The sequence below is a fragment of the Micromonospora sp. M42 genome (assembly GCF_000568915.1).
In the GTDB taxonomy this organism is placed as follows: domain Bacteria; phylum Actinomycetota; class Actinomycetes; order Mycobacteriales; family Micromonosporaceae; genus Micromonospora; species Micromonospora chalcea.
This window is the reverse complement of record NZ_KK037233.1, coordinates 5483130-5500408: the sequence shown is the minus strand read 5'-3', so window position 1 is coordinate 5500408 and position 17279 is coordinate 5483130. Positions and strand designations below refer to the sequence as shown.

Here is a 17279-nt window from a genome sequence, read left to right as displayed (position 1 = left end):
GCCGCGCGGCGCGGCGGTGATCAAGGAGTTTGCGTCACCGCGGGAGCCGTTTCCGTACCCAAACTCCTTGATCACCGCGAATGGGTGGGGCGGGGAGGGTGGGGAGGTGGCGGGTGGCGGGTGGCGGGGCGCGGCCGGGGGCGGCGCGGGCGTGAGGGGTCAGCGGGGCCCGGGGATCGGCGGCACTCAGTGGCCCCCGGGTCCAGCGGATGCCCGAGGTCTAGCTCACGTCGGCCGGCTGCGCCTCGCGCGCCTCGATCGGCCGGCGGGGCGCCGGGACCGGCAGCGGCAGGGTGGGACGCTGGTCGCGGCGCAGCGCGCCGAAGCTCATCCCGACCGGGTCGGTGCGGGCCACCCCCGGGTCGTAGAGGCGCAAATCCGTGCGGCCGAGCCGGACCACGTCGCCGTCGGCGATCGCCACGCTGCCGGTGACCCGGGTGTCGTTGAGCCAGGTGCCGTTGGTCGAGCCGAGGTCGGTGAGCAGCACCCCCTCGGGGGTGGCCCGGACGGTGGCGTGCCGCCGGCTCAGGTGCGGATCGGCGAGCACGATGTCGGCGGTCGGCGCCCGGCCGATCACCTGCGCGTCCTGGCCGACCCGGAACGTGAGCCCCCGCATCGCCCCGCCGGACACCGTCAGCAACGGCATCAGCTCAGGATGCTCCTCCATGGACAGTCGACCTCCACCCCACATCGCCCCGCGGCGTCAGCCTGCCACCTCACCGTAGTGGCTTGCACCACCGCGCGGTCACCCCCGCGACCCCGGCCGGTCATCTCCCGTTCGCCGTTTCGGACGGCATCTCCGTCGATGCGAGGGCTGATCGTCCGCGCAGCGTACGGCGCGTGCGACACCTACCGGCGAGTAATCCTCGGGTCTAGACTTCGGCCATGACCGCTGTGCATGTGCCGGGCGCCCCGCTCATCTCCGAAGGTCGGCTGGTGTCGACCAGCCCGGCCACCGGCGCCGAGGCAGGCAGTTTCCCGCTGGCCTCCGAGGCGGACGTGCGTGCCGCGGTCGACCGCGCCCGGGCGGCCGGCGACTGGTGGGCCGGGCTCGGCTTCGCCGGCCGGCGGGACCGTCTCCAGCGCTGGCGTGGCGTGCTCGCGCGGCGGATCGAGGAACTGGCCGACCTGATGCACACCGAGGGCGGCAAGCCGGTCGGTGACGCTGTCGTGGAGATCCTCACCGCGCTGGAGCACATCGACTGGGCGGCCCGCAACGCGCAGCGGGTGCTCGGGCCGCGCCGGGTCCGTTCCCGGCTGGTCCTCGCCGAGTTCTCCGGCCACCTGGAATACCAGCCGTACGGCGTGGTGGGCGTGATCGGCCCGTGGAACTACCCGGTCTTCACCCCGATCGGCTCCGCCGCGTACGCGCTCGCGGCCGGCAACGCGGTGGTCTTCAAGCCGAGCGAGTACACCCCGGCGGTCGGTCAGTGGCTGGTCGACAGGTTCGCCGAGGTGGTGCCGGAGCAGCCGGTGTTCCAGGTGGTGCACGGCTTCGGCGCGGTCGGCGCGGCGCTGTGCCGCTCCGGCGTCGGCAAAAGGTCGTTCACCGGCTCGACCGCCACCGCGAAGCGGGTGATGGCAGCCTGCGCGGAGACGCTCACCCCGGTGCTGCTGGAGGCCGGCGGCAAGGACGCGATGATCGTGGACAGCGACGCCGACCTGGACGCCGCCGCCGACGCGTGCGTGTGGGGCGGAATGACCAACGCCGGCCAGACGTGCATCGGCATCGAGCGGGTCTACGCCGTCGACCAGGTCTACGACGCCTTCGTCGAGAAGGTGGTGGCGAAGGCCGGGCGGCTGACTGTCGGCCCCGACGGGACCGACCTCGGCCCGATCACCATGCCGTCGCAGATCGACATCATCCGCCGGCACATCGACGACGCGCTCGACCGGGGCGGCCGGGCGGTGCTGGGCGGCCCAGAGGCGGTCCAGCCGCCGTACGTGCACCCGACCGTGCTGGTCGACGTGCCGGAGGACTCGGCCGCCGTGCAGGAGGAGACGTTCGGCCCGACGCTCGTCGTCAATCGCGTCCGGGACATGGACGAGGCGGTCGAGCGGGCCAACGCGCTGCCGTACGGGCTCGGGGGTTCGGTCTTCGGCCGGGCGCGGGCGGTGGCGGTGGCGCGGCGGCTGCGTTCCGGTATGGCCTCGGTCAACTCGGCGCTGACCTTCGCCGGCATGTCGACGCTGCCGTTCGGCGGCGTCGGCGAGTCCGGCATCGGCCGCATCCACGGCGAGGAGGGGCTGCGCGAGTTCGGCCGGCCCAAGTCGGTCACCCGCCGCCGGGCCCGGTCGCTGCTGCCGGCGATGACGTTCGAGCGCACCCCGGCCGACATCGCCCGCATCGTCAAGATCGCCAAGCTGATGTACGGCCGGGGCCGCTGAGGCGGCGCCTCAGAACAGCGTCAGCTCGTCGCGTTCGATGCCGCGCAGCTTGTCGTAGTCGACCACCACGCAGCGGATGCCGCGGTCGGTGGCGAGCACCCGGGCCTGCGGCTTGATCTCCTGCGCGGCGAACACACCGGCCACCGGCGCGAGCAGCGGGTCCCGGTTCATCAGCTCCAGGTAGCGGGTGAGCTGCTCCACGCCGTCGATCTCGCCGCGCCGCTTCACCTCCACCGCCACCGCGCCGCCGACCGCGTCGCGGCAGAGCAGGTCGACCGGCCCGATCGCGGTCATGTACTCGCGGCGGACCAGCGTGAAGCCCTCCCCCAGCGTCTCCGGGTTCGCGGCGAGCAGCTCCTGCAGGTGCGCCTCGACGCCGTCCTTGCGCAGGCCCGGGTCCACGCCCAGCTCGTACGAGGTGTCCTGGAAGATCTCCTCCAGGGTGATGCGCAGCTCCTCGCCGGCCTTGTTGACCACCCGCCAGACGCCTGGCGCCTCCTCCAGCCGGCAGGGCGGGCTCATCCAGTTCAACGGCTTGTAGGCCCGGTCGTCCGCGTGGATCGACACCGAGCCGTCCGCCTTCACCATCAGCAACCGGGTCGCCGGGGGCAGGTGGGCCGAGAGCCGTCCGACGTAGTCCACTGAGCACTTCGCAATCACCAACCGCACCCGCCGAGGGTAGCCGAGGCCCCGGCGGACGCCGACGAGCGCCACTGGCGTACCGGTGCCATATTGAGATCGTGCTCGAAGTCCTCACCGGTTCCGGTCTGGCCGCCTCGGCGGGCCTGAACGCCTACATCCCGCTGCTGCTGATGGGGCTGCTGTCCCGCTACACCGACCTGGTCGAGCTGCCCAGCGGCTGGCAGTGGCTCGGCAACGGCTGGGTGGTGCTGATCCTCGCCGTCCTGCTCGCGGTCGAGGTGGTGGCCGACAAGGTGCCTGTGGTCGACCACGTAAACGACGTGGTGCAGACGGTGGTCCGGCCGACCGCCGGCGGGCTCGCGTTCGGCGCGGGCGCCGGCTCGGAGACCGTCACCGTCAGCGACCCGGACACGTTCTTCTCCTCGCACCAGTGGGTGCCGGTCGTGGTCGGCGTGCTCATCGCGCTCGGCGTGCACCTACTCAAGGCCGCCGCCCGGCCGGTCATCAACGCGACCACCGCCGGGGTGGGCGCGCCGGTGGCCAGCACCGCCGAGGACGCGACGAGCGTCGTCATGTCGGTGGTGGCGCTGCTGCTACCGGTGCTGGTCCTGGTGTTCCTGCTCGGCCTGGTGTTCTTCGTACCGTGGCTGTTCCGCCGCCGCCGGGAGCGGCGACGGGAACGCGCCGCGGCCCGCGCGGCCGGCTTCCGCGTCTGACCCGCGCGGGCTCCCGAAACCTCTAAAATCGGGGCAAGAAACCCAAGGAGGTACGGGAGATGACCGCGTCGTTGGAGATGCCCCGGGTCCAGGAGTGCGCCGTCCGGTCCTGCGCCTACAACCACACGAACGACTGCCACGCGTTCGCCATCACGATCGGCAGCAGCGACCACGCCCACTGCCACACGTTCGTGGAGATGCCGGTGCGCGGCGGCCTCGACCAGTTGGTCGCCCAGGTCGGCGCGTGTTCGCGCGCCGACTGCCGGCACAACGCCGACCTGGAGTGCCACGCCCCGGCCATCACCGTCGGTCCCGACATGGACATGGCCGACTGCATGACCTACCAGAGCCGCTGACCCACCCGTCCGGAGGCGCCGTCCGCATGGAGGCGCCGCTTCCGCGCGCGGGTGTTAAGAAGGGGCCCCTTCCCTACCGGAGGCGTTAATAAGGGGCCCTTCCTTTCACGACAGGGCGTTGGCCTCGCGGATCACCGTCACCAGCTCGTCGATGATGCCGGTGAGCGCGAAGTCCTTCGGCGTGAACACCCGGGCCACCCCGGCGGCCCGCAGCGCCTCGGCGTCGGCGGCCGGGATGATCCCGCCCACCACCACCGGCAGGTCGCCCCGACCGGCCGCGCGCAGCCCGTCCAGCACCGCCGGCACGGCGGCCAGATGCGAGCCGGACAGCACGGAGAGCCCGACCAGGTCGACGTCCTCCTCCACGGCGGCCGCCACGATCTGCCCGGCGGTCAGCCGGATGCCCTGGTAGACCACCTCGAACCCGGCGTCGCGGGCGCGTACCGCGATCTGCTCCGCGCCGTTGGAGTGCCCGTCCAGCCCCGGCTTGCCGACCAGCAGCCGCAGCCGGCCGCTGCCCAGCTCCCGCGCGGTGGCGGCGACCCGCTCCCGCACCCCGGCGAGGGTCGCGTCACCGGCCGTTCCGACCGCCCCGGCCAGGCCGGTCGGCGCGCGGTACTCGCCGTACACCTGGCGCAGCGCGCCCGCCCACTCGCCGGTGGTGACCCCGGCCCGTACACAGGTAAGCGTCGCCGGCATCAGGTTCGCCGTGGTGGCGGCGTCGGCGCGCAGCCGGTCCAGCGCCGCCTCGACAGCCGCCGCGTCCCGGTCGGCCCGCCACCGGCGTACGCCGTCGGTGGCCGCCTCCTCGACGGCCGGGTCCACCTGCTCGATCGCCTCGGCGCCCGCTGCGGTGAGCGGCGACGGCTCGGTCTCGGTGAACCGGTTGACGCCGACCACCACGTCCGAACCGGACTCCATCCGGCGACGGCGCTCGGCGAGCGAGGCCACCAGCGCGCTCTTGAGGTAGCCGGACTCGACGGCGGTGACCACGCCGCCCATCTCCAGCACCTTCTCCAGCTCGACGCGGGCGCCGGAGACGATGTCGTCGACCAGCGCGGTCATCACGTGCGAGCCGGCGAACAGGTCCGGGTACTCCAGCAGGTCCGACTCGTACGCCAGCACCTGCTGCATGCGCAGCGACCACTGCTGGTCCCACGGGCGGGGCAGGCCCAGCGCCTCGTTCCAGGCGGGCAGCTGCACGGCCCGGGCGCGGGCGTCGCGGGACAGCGTGACGCCCAGCATCTCCAGCACGATGCGCTGGATGTTGTTCTCCGGCTGCGCCTCGGTCAGGCCCAGCGAGTTGACCTGGACGCCGTAACGGAACCGGCGCTGCTTGGGGTTCGCCACGCCGTAGCGGTCGCGGGTGATCTCGTCCCAGAGCGCGCCGAACGCGCGCATCTTGGCGATCTCCTCGACGAAGCGCACCCCGGCGTTGACGAAGAACGAGATCCGCTGGACCACGTCGCCCATCCGCTCGGGCGGCACCTGGCCGGAGTCGCGCACGGTGTCGAGCACGGCGACGGCGGTGGCCAGCGCGAAGCCGACCTCCTGCACCGGCGTCGCCCCGGCCTCCTGGAGGTGGTACGAGCAGATGTTCACCGGGTTCCACCGGGGCATCTCGCGCAGCGTGTACGCGATGATGTCGGCGGTCAGCCGCAGCGAGGCCGCCGGCGGGAAGATGTACGTCCCCCGGGACAGGTACTCCTTGATGATGTCGTTCTGCGTGGTGCCGGCGCAGCGGCTCAGTTCCGCGCCCTGCTCGGCGGCGACGGTGCCGTAGAGGCCGAGCAGCCACATGGCCGGGGCGTTGATGGTCATCGAGGTGTTCATCTCGGCGAGCGGGATGCCCTCGAACAGCGCCCGCATGTCGCCCAGGTGCGCCACCGGCACGCCGACCCGGCCCACCTCACCGGAGGCCAGCTCGTGGTCCGGGTCGTACCCGGTCTGGGTGGGCAGGTCGAAGGCGACCGACAGGCCGGTCTGCCCCTTCGCCAGGTTGCGGCGGAAGAGCGCGTTGGTGGCCGCGGCGGAGGAGTGCCCGGCGTACGTGCGCATCACCCACGGGCGGTCCCGCTCGGGCAGCCGTCCCGGCATCGCGTCGTCCATGGCCGGAGTTTAAGTTACCGTTTAGTAAAAGAGAGTGTGGAAAACCACACAACCCCAGGCCCGCGACGGTGGGCCGGCCGCACACACCGGCCCACCGTACGGGTCATTCGCTGCGGGCGGTCTCCGGGCCGGTGATCCGTTCCAGCAGCGGCAGCGTGGCCGCGATGACCGCGAGGCAGCCCAGCACGCCGAGGGCCACCACAGCGGCGAACCCGATCCCCGGTACGCGCAGGTCGTACTGCATCTGGGCGCGCAGGAACAGGTGCGCGGCGACCAGTCCCATCCCGACCGCCACCACGGCGACGGTCAGCAGCGGCACCACGCTCTCCAGGGCCACCACCCGGCGCAGCAGCCGAACCGGGGCGCCGCTGAGCCGCAGCAGGCTGAACGGCCGCTTCCGTTCGCTGAGGCCGGCCGCCACGGCCACGGCCAGGCTGCACCCGGCGAGCACGAGACCGGCCACCACGACGATGTCGGCCAGCCGCTGCCAGCCCCGCATGGTGTCGGCGAAGTCGGCCTCGAAGTCGCCGGGCACGTTCGGCGCCACGTAGAACGTCGGGAACGCGGCTTCGAGGACCGTCCGGGCCCGCTCCACCGCGACCGGATCCTCCGCCTCGACCGCCACCGAACCCGCCGGGAGTCCCGCGAGGGCAGCCGGGTCCACCGGGGACGACGGCCAGATCCGGTCGGCCGAGGCGGACTCCCGCCACGGGATCAGGTCCGGCGGCACCTCGGCGACGCTCGCCCCGGCGGCACACCGCCCGTACGCGGGCGGGATGTCCGCGCAGGCGATCACCCCGGAGTCGCGGCCGTCACCGCGTACCGGGTTCTCCCGGACGAGCACCGGGTTGCGGACGCCGGGCACCGCCGCCAGGTCGGCCAGCAGCGTGCCCGGCACCGGCGGGTCGTCGGTGAGCACCATCGACAGCCGGCCGGCCTCCAGCGACCCCCGGGGCGCCGGACCGCGCTCGTACGTGATCGTCCCCATCACACCGACGGCCACCGTGGTGACGAACAGCGCGAGCATCACGCCGCTCACCGCCCGGAAACCGGCTGCCGGGTTGTCGGCGAGCCGGCGCGCGGCGATCAGCGCGGCCGGCCGGCCGGCCCGGGCGGCCAGCACCTTGGCGCCGACCATGGTCAGCCAGGGGCCGCCGGTGATCAGCCCGACCATGACCAGCAGCAGCGCGGGCAGGAACAGCGCGGTCTGACCGTCCGACGTGGGCGGCCGGTACACCAGGGCGAAGCCGAGCCCGGCCAGGCCGAGCGCGAGCGGGATCAGCCGGTACGCCCGGGGCGGTCGGGGCGTGACGCGGCGGGTGACGCCGAGCGGGGAGATCCGTACCCGGCGCAGCGCGACCCAGGCCGCGGCCGCCGCGCCCGCCGGCACGCCGAGGGCCACCAGGAGGGCCTCCGGCGCACCGATGGCCATGTCCCCGGGGAAGAACGGCATGCCGGTGAACGGGATGCCGGCTAGCTGGCTGCGGAACGCGAAGAACACCGCGAAGCCGACCGACGCGCCGGCCGCCGCCGCGAGCGCGGCCTCGACGGCCGCGACCGCCGAGATCTGCCGGGGCGTGGCCCCGACCAGCCGCATCGCGGCGAACCGCTGCTCCCGGCGGGCGGCGCCGAGCCGGGTCGCCGTGCCGATGAAGACGAGCACGGGGAACAGCAGTCCGCCCGCCACCACGCCGAGGATGAGGTCGACCGCGGCCCCGGGCAGCGGAGCGCTGTTGCCGTCGAGCCGGGTGACCTTGCGGACCTGGTCCAGCCCGCCCACCTGCTCCGGGGTGCCGCCGACCAGGACGAGCAGGGTGTCCGGTGAGGTGAGCGCCGCCGGCCCGATCTCGCCGAGGTCCCGGCCCGGGTAGCGGTCGGCGAGCTGGTCGGCGGGGGTGGTGGCCAGCAGCTTGCGCAGCGCCGGGGAGGCGTAGAACTCGCCGGGTCCTGGCGCGCGGGGAACGCCGACCGGCGTGGGCGCGTCCGGGCCGGTGGCGGCGACGTCGATGCGAACGATCTGGTCGCCCCGGAAGTAGTCAAACCGGGTCGACCACAGCAGCGGGTCGGCGGACCCGCCCGCCGTCTCCTGCGGGTACATCGACGCGTAGCGGGTGAGCTGGGCGTCGGTGGCGTGCACACCGGCAAGCGTGGTGAGCAGCAGCCCGGTGCCGACCGCGACGGCGGCGGCGATGGCGACCAGCCGGAGCAGCGCCTCACGGCCACCGGCGACGGCGAGCCGGAGCGCCAGCCCGATCACGAGGCGACCCCGGCGGGCGCGTTGACCCGGCCGTCGCGCACCATGACCTCGCGGTCGGCGTACGCGGCGATGCGCGCCTCGTGCGTCACCAGGACGACTGTGGTGCCCTTCTCTCGGGCGGCGTCCACCAGCAGCGTCATCACCTCCTCGCCGGTGAGCGAGTCGAGCGCGCCGGTGGGCTCGTCGGCGAACAGCACCCGGGGCTCCGCGACCAGGCCGCGGGCCAGCGCGACCCGCTGGGCCTGCCCGCCGGACAGTTCGCCGGAGCGGCGGTGCTCCATGCCGGCCAGGCCGAGCCGCTCGAACCAGCCCCGCGCGGCGCGCAGCGCCGGAGTGCGGCGGACACCGCGCAGCAGCAGCGGCAGCGCCACGTTCTCGGCCGCGGTGAGTTCCGGCACGAGCTGCCCGAACTGGAAGACGAAGCCGAAGCTGTCGCGGCGCAGCGTGCTCCGGTCGGCCTCGCCGAGCGTGTCGATCCGGGCGCCGTCGAACCGGACCTCGCCGGAGTCGGGGCGCAGGATGCCGGCCAGGCAGTGCAGCAGCGTCGACTTGCCGGAGCCGCTCGGTCCCATCACGGCGACCACCTCGCCGGCGGCCACGGCGAGGTTCGCGCCGCGCAGGGCGGGTGTCTCGCCGAACGCGTACGTGACGTCACGTGCCTCGATCATCGGGCTCATGGCCGTACCGCCTTTCTCAGGGCGTCCAGCCGGGCGCCCGTCGTCTCGATCCACCGCAGGTCCGCCTCGAGGTGGTAGAGGCCGTGGTCGGCCAGCATCACGTCGACGAATTCGCCGCTGCGCTTGATCTCGGTGAGCTCGCGCATCCGGCGCAGGTGCGCGGCGCGCTGGGTGTCCAGGTACTCCTCGGCCGGGCGGTCGAGCATCAGCGCGAGCACGACCTTGGTGAACAGCAGGGTCTGCAGGTGCGGTTCCGGCTCGACCGGCTCGGTCAGCCAGTGCTCCACCTCGGTGGCGCCCAGGTCGGTGATCACGTAGCGCTTGCGGTCCGGCCCCGCGCCGGGAGCCACGTCGCCGACCACCACCTTGCCGTCGCGGGCCAGCCGGCTCAGCGTCGAGTAGACCTGCCCGTACGGCAGCGGCTTGCCGCGTCCGAAGAAGGTGTCGTAGTCGCGCTTGAGGTCGTAGCCGTGGCTCGGTTCGCGTTCGAGCAGCCCGAGCAGGGTCAGGGGAACCGTCATGAGCAGAGACTACACCGAGTGTATACCTCGCGTATATAGCTGACCCGGCAGCGGAACGGGCCACCGCACGACGCACACTTGACGGCATGGAGAACGAGCTCGCGATTTCCGTGCGAGGGCTGCGCAAGGCGTACGGCGACAACGTCGCCGTGGCCGGGGTGGACCTGGACGTCCACCGGGGCGAGGTGTTCGCCCTGCTCGGCCCGAACGGCGCCGGCAAGACCACAACGGTCGAGATCCTGGAGGGCTACCGGCAGCGCGACGCCGGCGAGGTGCGCGTCCTCGGCGCCGACCCCGCCCACCCCGACGCCGCCTGGCGCTCCCGGGTCGGCATCGTGCTCCAGGGCACCGGCGAGTTCGACGAGCTCAGCGTCATCGAGGTGGTCCGGCACTTCTCCGGCTTCTACCCGGGCGCGGACGACCCGGACAAGGTGGTCGAGCGGGTCGGGCTGGGCGCCAAGGCCAAGGCCCGTACGCACACGCTCTCCGGCGGGCAGAAGCGCCGCCTGGACGTGGCGCTGGGCATCATCGGCCGCCCCGAGCTGCTCTTCCTCGACGAGCCGACCACCGGCTTCGACCCGGAGGCCCGGCGTGAGTTCTGGGAGCTGATCCGGGACCTGTCCGCCGCCGGCACCACGATCGTGCTCACCACCCACTACCTGGACGAGGCCGAGGCGCTCGCCGACCGGGTCGGCGTGATCGCCGCCGGGCGGGTGATCGAGGTCGCGCCGCCCAACCGGCTGGGCAACCGGCAGGAGTCGCTGGCGACCGTCTCCTGGCGTACCCCCGACGGGACATTGGCCTCGGCGGAGACCGCGACGCCGACGGCGCTGGTGTACGACCTGGCCGCGCGCTTCGGCGGCGAGGTGCCCGGCCTCACCGTGACCCGGCCGACCCTGGAAGACGTCTACCTGCGGATGATCGGACACTCATGACCACCACGACGAACCCCGCGGCCCCGGTCACCGCCGCCGCGGCCCGGCGGCCCGGCGCGGGCGCGCTGGCGCTGCGCCAGGGGCGGCTGGAGATCACCCAGTTCCTGCGCAGCCGGGAGTCCGTCGTGTTCACGATGGGCTTCCCGATCATCATGATCCTGATCTTCGCGGCGATCTTCAGCGACGAGATCGCGCCCGGGGTCAGCTACACGCAGTACTTCATCACCGGCATGATCGCGACCGGCCTGATGACAGTGAGCTTCCAGAACCTCGGCATCTGGATCCCGATCGAGCGGGACCGGGGCGTGCTCAAGCGCTACCGCGGTACGCCGATGCCGAAGTGGGTCTGGTTCGCCGGCAAGGTGATCATGGTGGTGGTCATCGGCATCGCCGAGACCGTGCTGCTGCTCGCCGTCTCGGTGGCGATGTTCGACCTGGACCTGCCGCAGACCACCGCCAAGTGGCTGACGTTCGCCTGGGTCTCCGTCCTCGGCGTCACCGCCTGCACGCTCTGCGGCATCGCCATCTCGTCGCTGGCCCGTACCGCCCGCAGCGGCTCGGCGGTGGTCACCCCGGTCGCGCTGGTGCTCCAGTTCATCTCCGGCGTGTTCTTCGTCTTCACCAGCCTGCCCACCTGGATGCAGCAGGTCGCGGCGATCTTCCCGCTCAAGTGGATGTGCCAGGGGCTGCGCTCGGTGTTCCTGCCGGACAGCTTCGGCGCGCGGGAGCCGGGCGGCTCGTTCGAGCTGGGCACCGTCGCGCTGGTGCTGGGCGCCTGGTGCGTCATCGGCCTGGTGCTCTGCCTGACCACGTTCCGCTGGACCACCAAACGCGACGGCTGAGGTGTAAGGAAGGGCCCCCTTTTAACGCCTCCGGTAGAGAAAGGGCCCCTTCTTAACACGCGCCCGGCGGTGGCACACTCGCCGGCATGGCACCCACGCTGACCCGGCGCACCCTGCTCGGCGCCGCCGCCGGCGTGGCCGGCGCCGCGGTGGTCGGCGGTCTGGCCGCCCGGCAACTGGCCGGCCCCCGCCCGGGACCGGCCCCGGCCCTGCCGGACGCCCCGGCCGGCGACGAACGCCTGATCCACATCGCGTCCGGCGCGCGCGGCCGCGAGGTCGACTTCTGGACGGCGGTGCCCGACGGGTACGGCGACGGCCGCGGCCTGCCCGTCTGCCTGGTGCTGCACGGCGCGTCGGCCACCCCGCGCGACTACGGCCGGTTCGGCCTGGCCCGCTTCCTCACCGACGCGGTACGCCGGGGCGCCCCGCCGTTGCGCTCGCGGGCGCCACCGGCGGGCGGCTGTCCTGGCGCGCCTCCGGTGACGACGACCCGCAGCGGATGGTGCGCGAGGAGGTGCCCACCTGGTGCGCCCGGCGCGGGTTCGACAGCAGCCGGCTGGCCGTGTGGGGCTGGTCGATGGGCGGCTTCGGCGCGTTGCTGCTCGCCGAGACGTACCCGAAATGGCTGCGGATGGCGGCGGCCTTCTCCCCCGCGGTGAGCCCCGGCGACGCGGTCTTCACCGGTGTGGACAAACTGCGCGGCACGCCGGTCGGGCTCTGGTGCGGGCGGCAGGACAACTTCCTCAAGGATGTCCGTGCGCTGGCCCGGGCGCTGCCGGAGGAGCCGGTACGCGCCGCCTGGGCCGACGGGCGGCACAACTTCGGCTACTGGGGCACAGTCATCCCGGACGCGTTCGCGCTGATCGGCGCCGCGCTCAGCCCGCCCCGGACGTGAACCGCCCCCGGCCGCGCGGGCCGGGGGCGGGACGGTCCGGTCAGTACGAGTAGAAGCCCTGGCCGGTCTTGCGGCCCAGGTCGCCGGCGGTGGCCATGCGCTGGAGCAGCTCCGGCGGGAAGAACTTCTCGTCCGCGGTGTCGGTGTAGATGTTGCGGGTGGCGTTGAGCAGCACGTCCACGCCGGTCAGGTCGACGGTGGCGAGCGGGCCCATGGCGTGGCCGAAGCCCAGCTTGCAGGCGGTGTCCAGGTCCTCGGCGGAGATCACGCCGGCCTCGACGAGCTTGACCGCCTCCATCGCCAACGCGCAGATCAGCCGGGTGGTGACGAAACCGGCGATGTCCCGGTTGACCACCACCACCGTCTTGCCGATCTCCTCGGCGAACGACTTGACCGTGTCCATGGTCGCGTCGCTGGTCTTGTAGCCGCGTACCAGCTCGCAGAGCTTCATCATCGGCACCGGCGAGAAGAAGTGCGTGCCGACGACCGACTCCGGGCGCTCGGTGGCGGTGGCGATCTGGGTCACCGGGATGGCCGACGTGTTGGTGGCCAGCACCGCGTCCGCCTTGCAGATCTTGTCCAGCGCGCGGAACACCTCGTGCTTGATCTCGATCTTCTCGAAGACCGCCTCGACCACGATGTCCGCGTCGGCGGCGGCCTCCAGGTCGGTGGTCGGCGTGATCCGGCCCAGCGTCGCCTCGACGTCGGACGCCTCGATCTTGCCCTTCTCGGCGAACTTCGTCAGCGACTTCCGGATGCCGTCCACACCGCGCTTCGTGGCCGCGTCGTCGATGTCGCGCAGCGTCACCTGCCAGCCCGCCTGCGCCGCCACCTGGGCGATGCCCGAGCCCATCAGCCCGGCACCGACGACCGCGAGTCGACCCGCCATCTGCTTCTCCCTCGCCGTGTTCTGCAACGTCTGCCAGAACCCTACTTAACGACGGATAAGCACCGGCTGTCAGATGGCCAGGTCCGGTTCCTCCGGCGCGGTCCCGCGTTCCACCTCGACGCCGAGCGCCCGCAGATCCGCCACGAAGTCCGGGTAGCCCCGGTCGACGTGGTGCACGTGCGACACCTCGGTCAGCCCGTCGGCGCAGAGCCCGGCGATGATCAGGCCGGCGCCGGCCCGGATGTCCGTCGCGCGTACCGGGGCGCCGGAGAGCCGCTCCCGGCCGCACACCAGCGCGTGGTGGCCGTCGGTACGGATCTCCGCGCCCAGCCGCATCATCTCGTTGGCGAACATGAACCGGCCGTCGAAGATGTTCTCGGTGATCAGCGAGCCGCCCTCGCTGACCGCCGCCAGCCCGATCGCCATCGGCAGCAGGTCGGTGGCGAAACCCGGGTACGGCAGCGTCACCACGTCCACCGCCTTCGGGCGGTCGTCCATGCGTACCCGGAAGGCGTCACCCCGGGTCTCGACCAGGCCGCCGGCCGCGACCAGCTTGTCCAGCGCGACCTCCAGGTACGCCGGGTCCAGGCCGGTCACCGTCACGTCGCCGCGGGTCATCGCGGCGGCGAACGCCCACGTCCCGGCCACGATCCGGTCCCCCACCGTGGCGTGCCGGACCGGCCGCAACCCGGGTACGCCGACGATGTGCAGCGTCGACGTGCCGGCCCCCTCGATCCGGGCGCCCATCCGGTTCAGCATGGTGCAGATGTCGACGATCTCCGGCTCCCGGGCCGCGTTGTCGATAGTCGTGGCGCCACGGGCCAGCACCGCCGCCATCACCAGGTTCTCGGTCGCGCCCACGCTCGGGAAGTCCAGCACGATGTCCGCGCCGTGCAGCCCGTCCGGGGCCTCGGCGATGACGAAGCCGTGCTCACCGGAGATCTCCGCGCCCATCCGGGCCAGCCCGGCGATGTGCATGTCCAGGCCGCGTGAGCCGATCGCGTCGCCGCCCGGGTGCGCCACCCGCACGTACCCCCGGCGGGCCAGCAGCGGACCGAGCACGCAGATCGACGCGCGCAGCCGCCGCACCAGGTCGTAGTCGGCCTCCGCGCCCGGCCGTTCCGGCACGTCGATGAGCACCGAGCGGGACCGCTCCACACCGCCGTGGGCCACCATCGGGTCGACCGGGTCGTCCGGCCCGAAACGTACGCCACAGCCGAGCCGCCGCAGCACCTCGCCCATGATCGCGATGTCGGTGATCCGGGGCACATTGGTGATCAGGCTGCGGCCGGGCGCGAGCAGCGCCGCCGCCATCAGCTTCAGCGCGGAGTTCTTCGCACCCACCACGTGCACCGTGCCGTCGAGCCGGGCGTCACCGCGTACCCGGATGACGTCGACGTCGCTGACCGCCGGATCGCTCGCGTCCCCCGGCCCAACCGGACTCGGCCGGGCCGGGATGGTCAGGTCCGGTATCCGTAGGCTGTGCGTCATGGCCGTCCACCTCACGCGCATCTACACCAAGGCCGGCGACGCCGGCATGACCAGGCTGAGCAACAACGAGCAGGTGCCGAAGACCGATCCGCGCATCGCCGCGTACGCGGACGTGGACGAGTGCAACGCCTCGATCGGCGTGGCGCTCGCCCTGGGGCAGCTCTCGGACGAGCTGCGAGCCGTGCTGGAGTCCGTACAGAACGACATGTTCGACGTCGGCGCGGACCTGGCGACGCCGGTCGAGCCGGACCCGAAGTACCCGCCGCTGCGGGTGACCGAGGAGTACGTCGAGCGCCTCGAGGGCTGGTGCGACGAGTACAACGCGCGCCTGAGCAAGCTCGACTCCTTCATCCTCCCCGGTGGCACCGCTGGTGCGGCACTGCTGCACGTGGCACGGACGACCGCCCGGCGCGCCGAGCGTGCGGCATGGGCGCTGGTCGCACACGACCCCGATCGGACCAGTCCCCTCCCGGCAAAGTATCTCAACCGGCTCTCCGATTTGCTCTTTATCCTGTCAAGAACGGCAAATCCGAACGGCGACGTGCTATGGGTTCCGGGCGGGAAACGCTGACCATCGGCGGCCTCCATCACGTGGAGGTGTGGGTACCCGACCTGGCGGCGGCCAGTCGTTCGTGGGGCTGGCTTCTCGGCGAGCTGGGCTGGACGCTCTACCAGGACTGGCCCGCCGGCCGCTCCTGGCGGCTCGGCGCGACGTACATCGTGCTGGAGCAGTCACCGGCGCTCACCGGCCGCACCCACGACAGGCGCGCGCCCGGCCTGAACCACCTGGCCTTCCACGCCGGCCCGCCGGCCGCCGTCGAGCGGCTGGTCACTGCCGCCGGAGAGTACGGCTGGACGCTGCTGTTCCCGGACCGGCACCCGCACGCGGGCGGCCCGGACAGCTACGCCGCCTACCTCACCGACGGGCAGGGGTACGAGGTCGAGCTGGTAGCGGAGACGTGAAAAGGCCGGCACCCCGTTGGTTCGGGGTGCCGGCCTTTCGCTGTGTCTTACGTGTTCGTCTTAGCTGTTCCAGTGCTGGGCGACGAGGTCGGCGGCCTGCTGCTCCCACTGGGCGTAGTGGTCCGGGTAGGCGGAGACCTGGACGGTCTGGGCGGCCTTGGTCAGCGGCATGTCCTGCCAGCCGTCGACCTGCTTCAGACCCTTCAGGAACGCGGTCGTGGAGTACTCGGGGTCGGTGATCTGCTCCACCGTGCCCCAACCGGAGGACGGGCGCTGCTGGAACAAGCCCTGCGAGTCGTGGTCGTTACGGTCACCCAGGTGACCGAGGTTCTCCAGCTTCGACTCCTGCAACGCGGTCGCGATCGACACGACCGCGGCACGCTCGTCCATGCCGGCCTTCTTCGTCGCGGCAATGATCGCCTTGACGTTGGCGGTCTGCTCGTCATTGAGGTCGATGCGGGACTGGTCGCCCTGCACGCCGTGCGGGATCAGCTTGTCGGACTGCACCGTGGCGGTGACCGGCTTCGCAGCGTGGGTGGTGTCGGCCGCGTGAGCGGCGACCGGGCCGGCGAACACGCCACCGGTGAAAGCCAGACCAGCAATACCCAGAACGCTCTTACGCAGAATCGTGTTCATGATGGGGGCTCCATTCGGGGGTCGACACACCCCCCGGGGGGACCGGGGGTGCGTGGGCACCGTCAGGCGCTCAAGAAAGTCTCAGGGGATCTCGGCTGCTCGCGGGGGCTGGGGGCCTCTCCGCGGCGCCGGAAGGATGTCCAACGACCGTCGACCCGGCATCATTCCCGGGCCAGCTCGCCGCCGGGGGCGGCGGGGGTTCACGTCGTCGGAACCGTGTTCAACGACCAGCCGAGCGGGATGATTCCCCGCGGCTCACGCCGCCGCACGACCGGCACTGTTCCCACAGCCCGCACCCCCTCGCTCCGGGGGCGCGGCCCTGCTCGATCGTTCACCCGGTTACAACGCCACCGGCCCGCCCACGATTCCGCCACCAGAGTGCCGCCCACCACCCCCGAACCCGACACCCCGCCCACACACGCCAAACCCCCACCGCGCCCCGGCCCGGCCGCCTCGCTCCACGCCCTGTTGATCAAGGAGTTTGCGGCCCTTTCCGGCACCCACGAGGACACAAACCCCTTGATCACCTGCGAAGGCCCCCCGGGCGCCCACCACAGGGTTGATCATGAGGTTAGCGGCGACATAACGGACACCAAGTGCCGCCAAGTTCATGATCGACGCTATCGGAGGGGGGCTGACCCGAGGCGGCCGCCCCGCCGCAGGTCCGCACGCGCGATCTTGCACTTTGAGCCCTCGGAACACCCGATTCGCCGGATTTATGGGGCACCTAAGTGCAAGATCGCGCGGGGCATCAGGAGCTAGGGGGCGGCAACCCGTCCCGAACTTCTGGGAACTTCGGCGATCTTGGAGTTGTGGTGCCTCGCATACCTCGTCAAACGGGCATCGTGGGCGCCACAACTCCAAGATCGATGGCGAGGTGAGGGCTGTCGTGCGGGGGCAGCTGGACTGGGCGAACCGGGTGCCGGATTCAGCCCGGCCAAGGTGTGCGGGGGTGCCGCCAC

The 17279-nt window shown here is 72.3% G+C and carries 17 protein-coding genes; 8 read left to right on the top strand and 9 right to left on the bottom strand.

Going from position 1 to position 17279, the window contains the following annotated elements:
* Nucleotides 1–220 precede the first annotated feature (220 nt).
* The gene (locus MCBG_RS25415; protein ID WP_043328712.1) at nucleotides 221–667 is read right to left on the bottom strand and encodes an FHA domain-containing protein; all 447 of its coding nucleotides are present in this window, start codon (nucleotides 665–667) and stop codon (nucleotides 221–223) included.
* Nucleotides 668–885: 218 nt separating this feature from the next.
* Here MCBG_RS25415 and MCBG_RS25410 point away from each other — a divergent pair, with 218 nt between their 5' ends.
* Complete coding sequence (locus tag MCBG_RS25410) at nucleotides 886–2388, top strand: aldehyde dehydrogenase family protein (RefSeq protein WP_043328710.1); 1503 nt, start codon at nucleotides 886–888, stop codon at nucleotides 2386–2388.
* A 9-nt stretch (nucleotides 2389–2397) separates the two neighbouring features.
* Here the strand turns inward: MCBG_RS25410 and nucS are convergent, their stop codons facing one another.
* Nucleotides 2398–3057 (bottom strand): endonuclease NucS, encoded by a 660-nt coding sequence (nucS, locus tag MCBG_RS25405; RefSeq protein ID WP_030503891.1) that lies wholly within the window; start codon nucleotides 3055–3057, stop codon nucleotides 2398–2400.
* A 71-nt stretch (nucleotides 3058–3128) separates the two neighbouring features.
* Here nucS and MCBG_RS25400 point away from each other — a divergent pair, with 71 nt between their 5' ends.
* Together MCBG_RS25400 and MCBG_RS25395 are read left to right on the top strand one after the other, a co-directional pair.
* Nucleotides 3129–3746, top strand: a complete 618-nt coding sequence (locus MCBG_RS25400; RefSeq protein WP_043328707.1) for a DUF4126 domain-containing protein — start codon at nucleotides 3129–3131, stop codon at nucleotides 3744–3746.
* A 59-nt stretch (nucleotides 3747–3805) separates the two neighbouring features.
* Nucleotides 3806–4102: a DUF1540 domain-containing protein gene (locus tag MCBG_RS25395; protein WP_043328704.1), complete on the top strand. Its 297-nt coding sequence runs from the start codon at nucleotides 3806–3808 to the stop codon at nucleotides 4100–4102.
* A 105-nt stretch (nucleotides 4103–4207) separates the two neighbouring features.
* Here MCBG_RS25395 and MCBG_RS25390 read toward each other — a convergent pair whose 3' ends face one another.
* The 4 genes from MCBG_RS25390 to MCBG_RS25375 form a co-directional block, all read right to left on the bottom strand.
* The gene (locus MCBG_RS25390; RefSeq protein WP_043328701.1) at nucleotides 4208–6211 is read right to left on the bottom strand and encodes a protein meaA; all 2004 of its coding nucleotides are present in this window, start codon (nucleotides 6209–6211) and stop codon (nucleotides 4208–4210) included.
* 103 nt (nucleotides 6212–6314) lie between these two features.
* A complete protein-coding gene (locus MCBG_RS25385; RefSeq protein ID WP_043328691.1) occupies nucleotides 6315–8468 on the bottom strand; it encodes an FtsX-like permease family protein in 2154 nt (717 codons plus the stop codon).
* Nucleotides 8465–9145 (bottom strand): ABC transporter ATP-binding protein, encoded by a 681-nt coding sequence (locus MCBG_RS25380; RefSeq protein ID WP_043328688.1) that lies wholly within the window; start codon nucleotides 9143–9145, stop codon nucleotides 8465–8467. The genes MCBG_RS25385 and MCBG_RS25380 overlap by 4 nt, the downstream gene beginning before the upstream one ends.
* A complete protein-coding gene (locus MCBG_RS25375; protein ID WP_043328685.1) occupies nucleotides 9142–9666 on the bottom strand; it encodes a PadR family transcriptional regulator in 525 nt (174 codons plus the stop codon). Before MCBG_RS25375 ends, MCBG_RS25380 begins: the two co-directional genes overlap by 4 nt.
* A gap of 86 nt (nucleotides 9667–9752) precedes the next feature.
* On the opposite strand from MCBG_RS25375, the gene MCBG_RS25370 reads away from it, so the two are divergent.
* The 3 genes from MCBG_RS25370 to MCBG_RS35340 all read left to right on the top strand — a co-directional run bounded on the left by MCBG_RS25370 (nucleotide 9753) and on the right by MCBG_RS35340 (nucleotide 12338).
* On the top strand, nucleotides 9753–10601 hold the full coding sequence (locus MCBG_RS25370) for an ABC transporter ATP-binding protein (RefSeq protein ID WP_043328681.1): 849 nt from the start codon (nucleotides 9753–9755) through the stop codon (nucleotides 10599–10601).
* A complete protein-coding gene (locus MCBG_RS25365) occupies nucleotides 10598–11443 on the top strand; it encodes an ABC transporter permease (protein WP_043328679.1) in 846 nt (281 codons plus the stop codon). Before MCBG_RS25370 ends, MCBG_RS25365 begins: the two co-directional genes overlap by 4 nt.
* Before the next feature lie 499 nt (nucleotides 11444–11942).
* Nucleotides 11943–12338, top strand: coding sequence for an alpha/beta hydrolase-fold protein (locus MCBG_RS35340; protein WP_369799329.1), 396 nt, complete (start codon nucleotides 11943–11945; stop codon nucleotides 12336–12338).
* A 40-nt stretch (nucleotides 12339–12378) separates the two neighbouring features.
* On the opposite strand, the gene MCBG_RS25355 is transcribed toward MCBG_RS35340, so the two are convergent.
* Together MCBG_RS25355 and murA are read right to left on the bottom strand one after the other, a co-directional pair.
* A complete protein-coding gene (locus tag MCBG_RS25355) occupies nucleotides 12379–13227 on the bottom strand; it encodes a 3-hydroxyacyl-CoA dehydrogenase family protein (protein ID WP_043328675.1) in 849 nt (282 codons plus the stop codon).
* Nucleotides 13228–13296: 69 nt separating this feature from the next.
* Nucleotides 13297–14718: a UDP-N-acetylglucosamine 1-carboxyvinyltransferase gene (murA, locus tag MCBG_RS25350; protein ID WP_043328672.1), complete on the bottom strand. Its 1422-nt coding sequence runs from the start codon at nucleotides 14716–14718 to the stop codon at nucleotides 13297–13299.
* On the opposite strand from murA, the gene MCBG_RS25345 reads away from it, so the two are divergent.
* Together MCBG_RS25345 and MCBG_RS25340 are read left to right on the top strand one after the other, a co-directional pair.
* Nucleotides 14717–15289 carry a cob(I)yrinic acid a,c-diamide adenosyltransferase gene (locus tag MCBG_RS25345; protein WP_043328669.1) on the top strand — a complete coding sequence of 191 codons (573 nt, stop codon included), beginning with the start codon at nucleotides 14717–14719 and terminating at the stop codon, nucleotides 15287–15289. The genes murA and MCBG_RS25345 overlap by 2 nt on opposite strands.
* The gene (locus MCBG_RS25340; protein WP_043328666.1) at nucleotides 15265–15681 is read left to right on the top strand and encodes a VOC family protein; all 417 of its coding nucleotides are present in this window, start codon (nucleotides 15265–15267) and stop codon (nucleotides 15679–15681) included. The genes MCBG_RS25345 and MCBG_RS25340 overlap by 25 nt, the downstream gene beginning before the upstream one ends.
* Before the next feature lie 60 nt (nucleotides 15682–15741).
* Here MCBG_RS25340 and MCBG_RS25335 read toward each other — a convergent pair whose 3' ends face one another.
* Nucleotides 15742–16317, bottom strand: a complete 576-nt coding sequence (locus MCBG_RS25335; RefSeq protein ID WP_043328664.1) for a hypothetical protein — start codon at nucleotides 16315–16317, stop codon at nucleotides 15742–15744.
* Nucleotides 16318–17279: the final 962 nt, after the last annotated feature.

Bases quoted from the DNA above. Each gene is read 5' to 3' on its own strand.
- MCBG_RS25415 (WP_043328712.1), bottom strand. From the start codon at position 667: ATGGAGGAGCATCCTGAGCTGATGCCGTTGCTGACGGTGTCCGGCGGG.
- MCBG_RS25410 (WP_043328710.1), top strand. From the start codon at position 886: ATGACCGCTGTGCATGTGCCGGGCGCCCCGCTCATCTCCGAAGGTCGG.
- MCBG_RS25395 (WP_043328704.1), top strand. From the start codon at position 3,806: ATGACCGCGTCGTTGGAGATGCCCCGGGTCCAGGAGTGCGCCGTCCGG.
- MCBG_RS25390 (WP_043328701.1), bottom strand. From the start codon at position 6,211: ATGGACGACGCGATGCCGGGACGGCTGCCCGAGCGGGACCGCCCGTGG.
- MCBG_RS25380 (WP_043328688.1), bottom strand. From the start codon at position 9,145: ATGAGCCCGATGATCGAGGCACGTGACGTCACGTACGCGTTCGGCGAG.
- MCBG_RS25375 (WP_043328685.1), bottom strand. From the start codon at position 9,666: ATGACGGTTCCCCTGACCCTGCTCGGGCTGCTCGAACGCGAACCGAGC.
- MCBG_RS25370 (WP_043328681.1), top strand. From the start codon at position 9,753: ATGGAGAACGAGCTCGCGATTTCCGTGCGAGGGCTGCGCAAGGCGTAC.
- MCBG_RS25365 (WP_043328679.1), top strand. From the start codon at position 10,598: ATGACCACCACGACGAACCCCGCGGCCCCGGTCACCGCCGCCGCGGCC.
- MCBG_RS35340 (WP_369799329.1), top strand. From the start codon at position 11,943: ATGGTGCGCGAGGAGGTGCCCACCTGGTGCGCCCGGCGCGGGTTCGAC.
- MCBG_RS25355 (WP_043328675.1), bottom strand. From the start codon at position 13,227: ATGGCGGGTCGACTCGCGGTCGTCGGTGCCGGGCTGATGGGCTCGGGC.
- MCBG_RS25345 (WP_043328669.1), top strand. From the start codon at position 14,717: ATGGCCGTCCACCTCACGCGCATCTACACCAAGGCCGGCGACGCCGGC.
- murA (WP_043328672.1), bottom strand. From the start codon at position 14,718: ATGACGCACAGCCTACGGATACCGGACCTGACCATCCCGGCCCGGCCG.
- MCBG_RS25340 (WP_043328666.1), top strand. From the start codon at position 15,265: ATGGGTTCCGGGCGGGAAACGCTGACCATCGGCGGCCTCCATCACGTG.
- MCBG_RS25335 (WP_043328664.1), bottom strand. From the start codon at position 16,317: ATGAACACGATTCTGCGTAAGAGCGTTCTGGGTATTGCTGGTCTGGCT.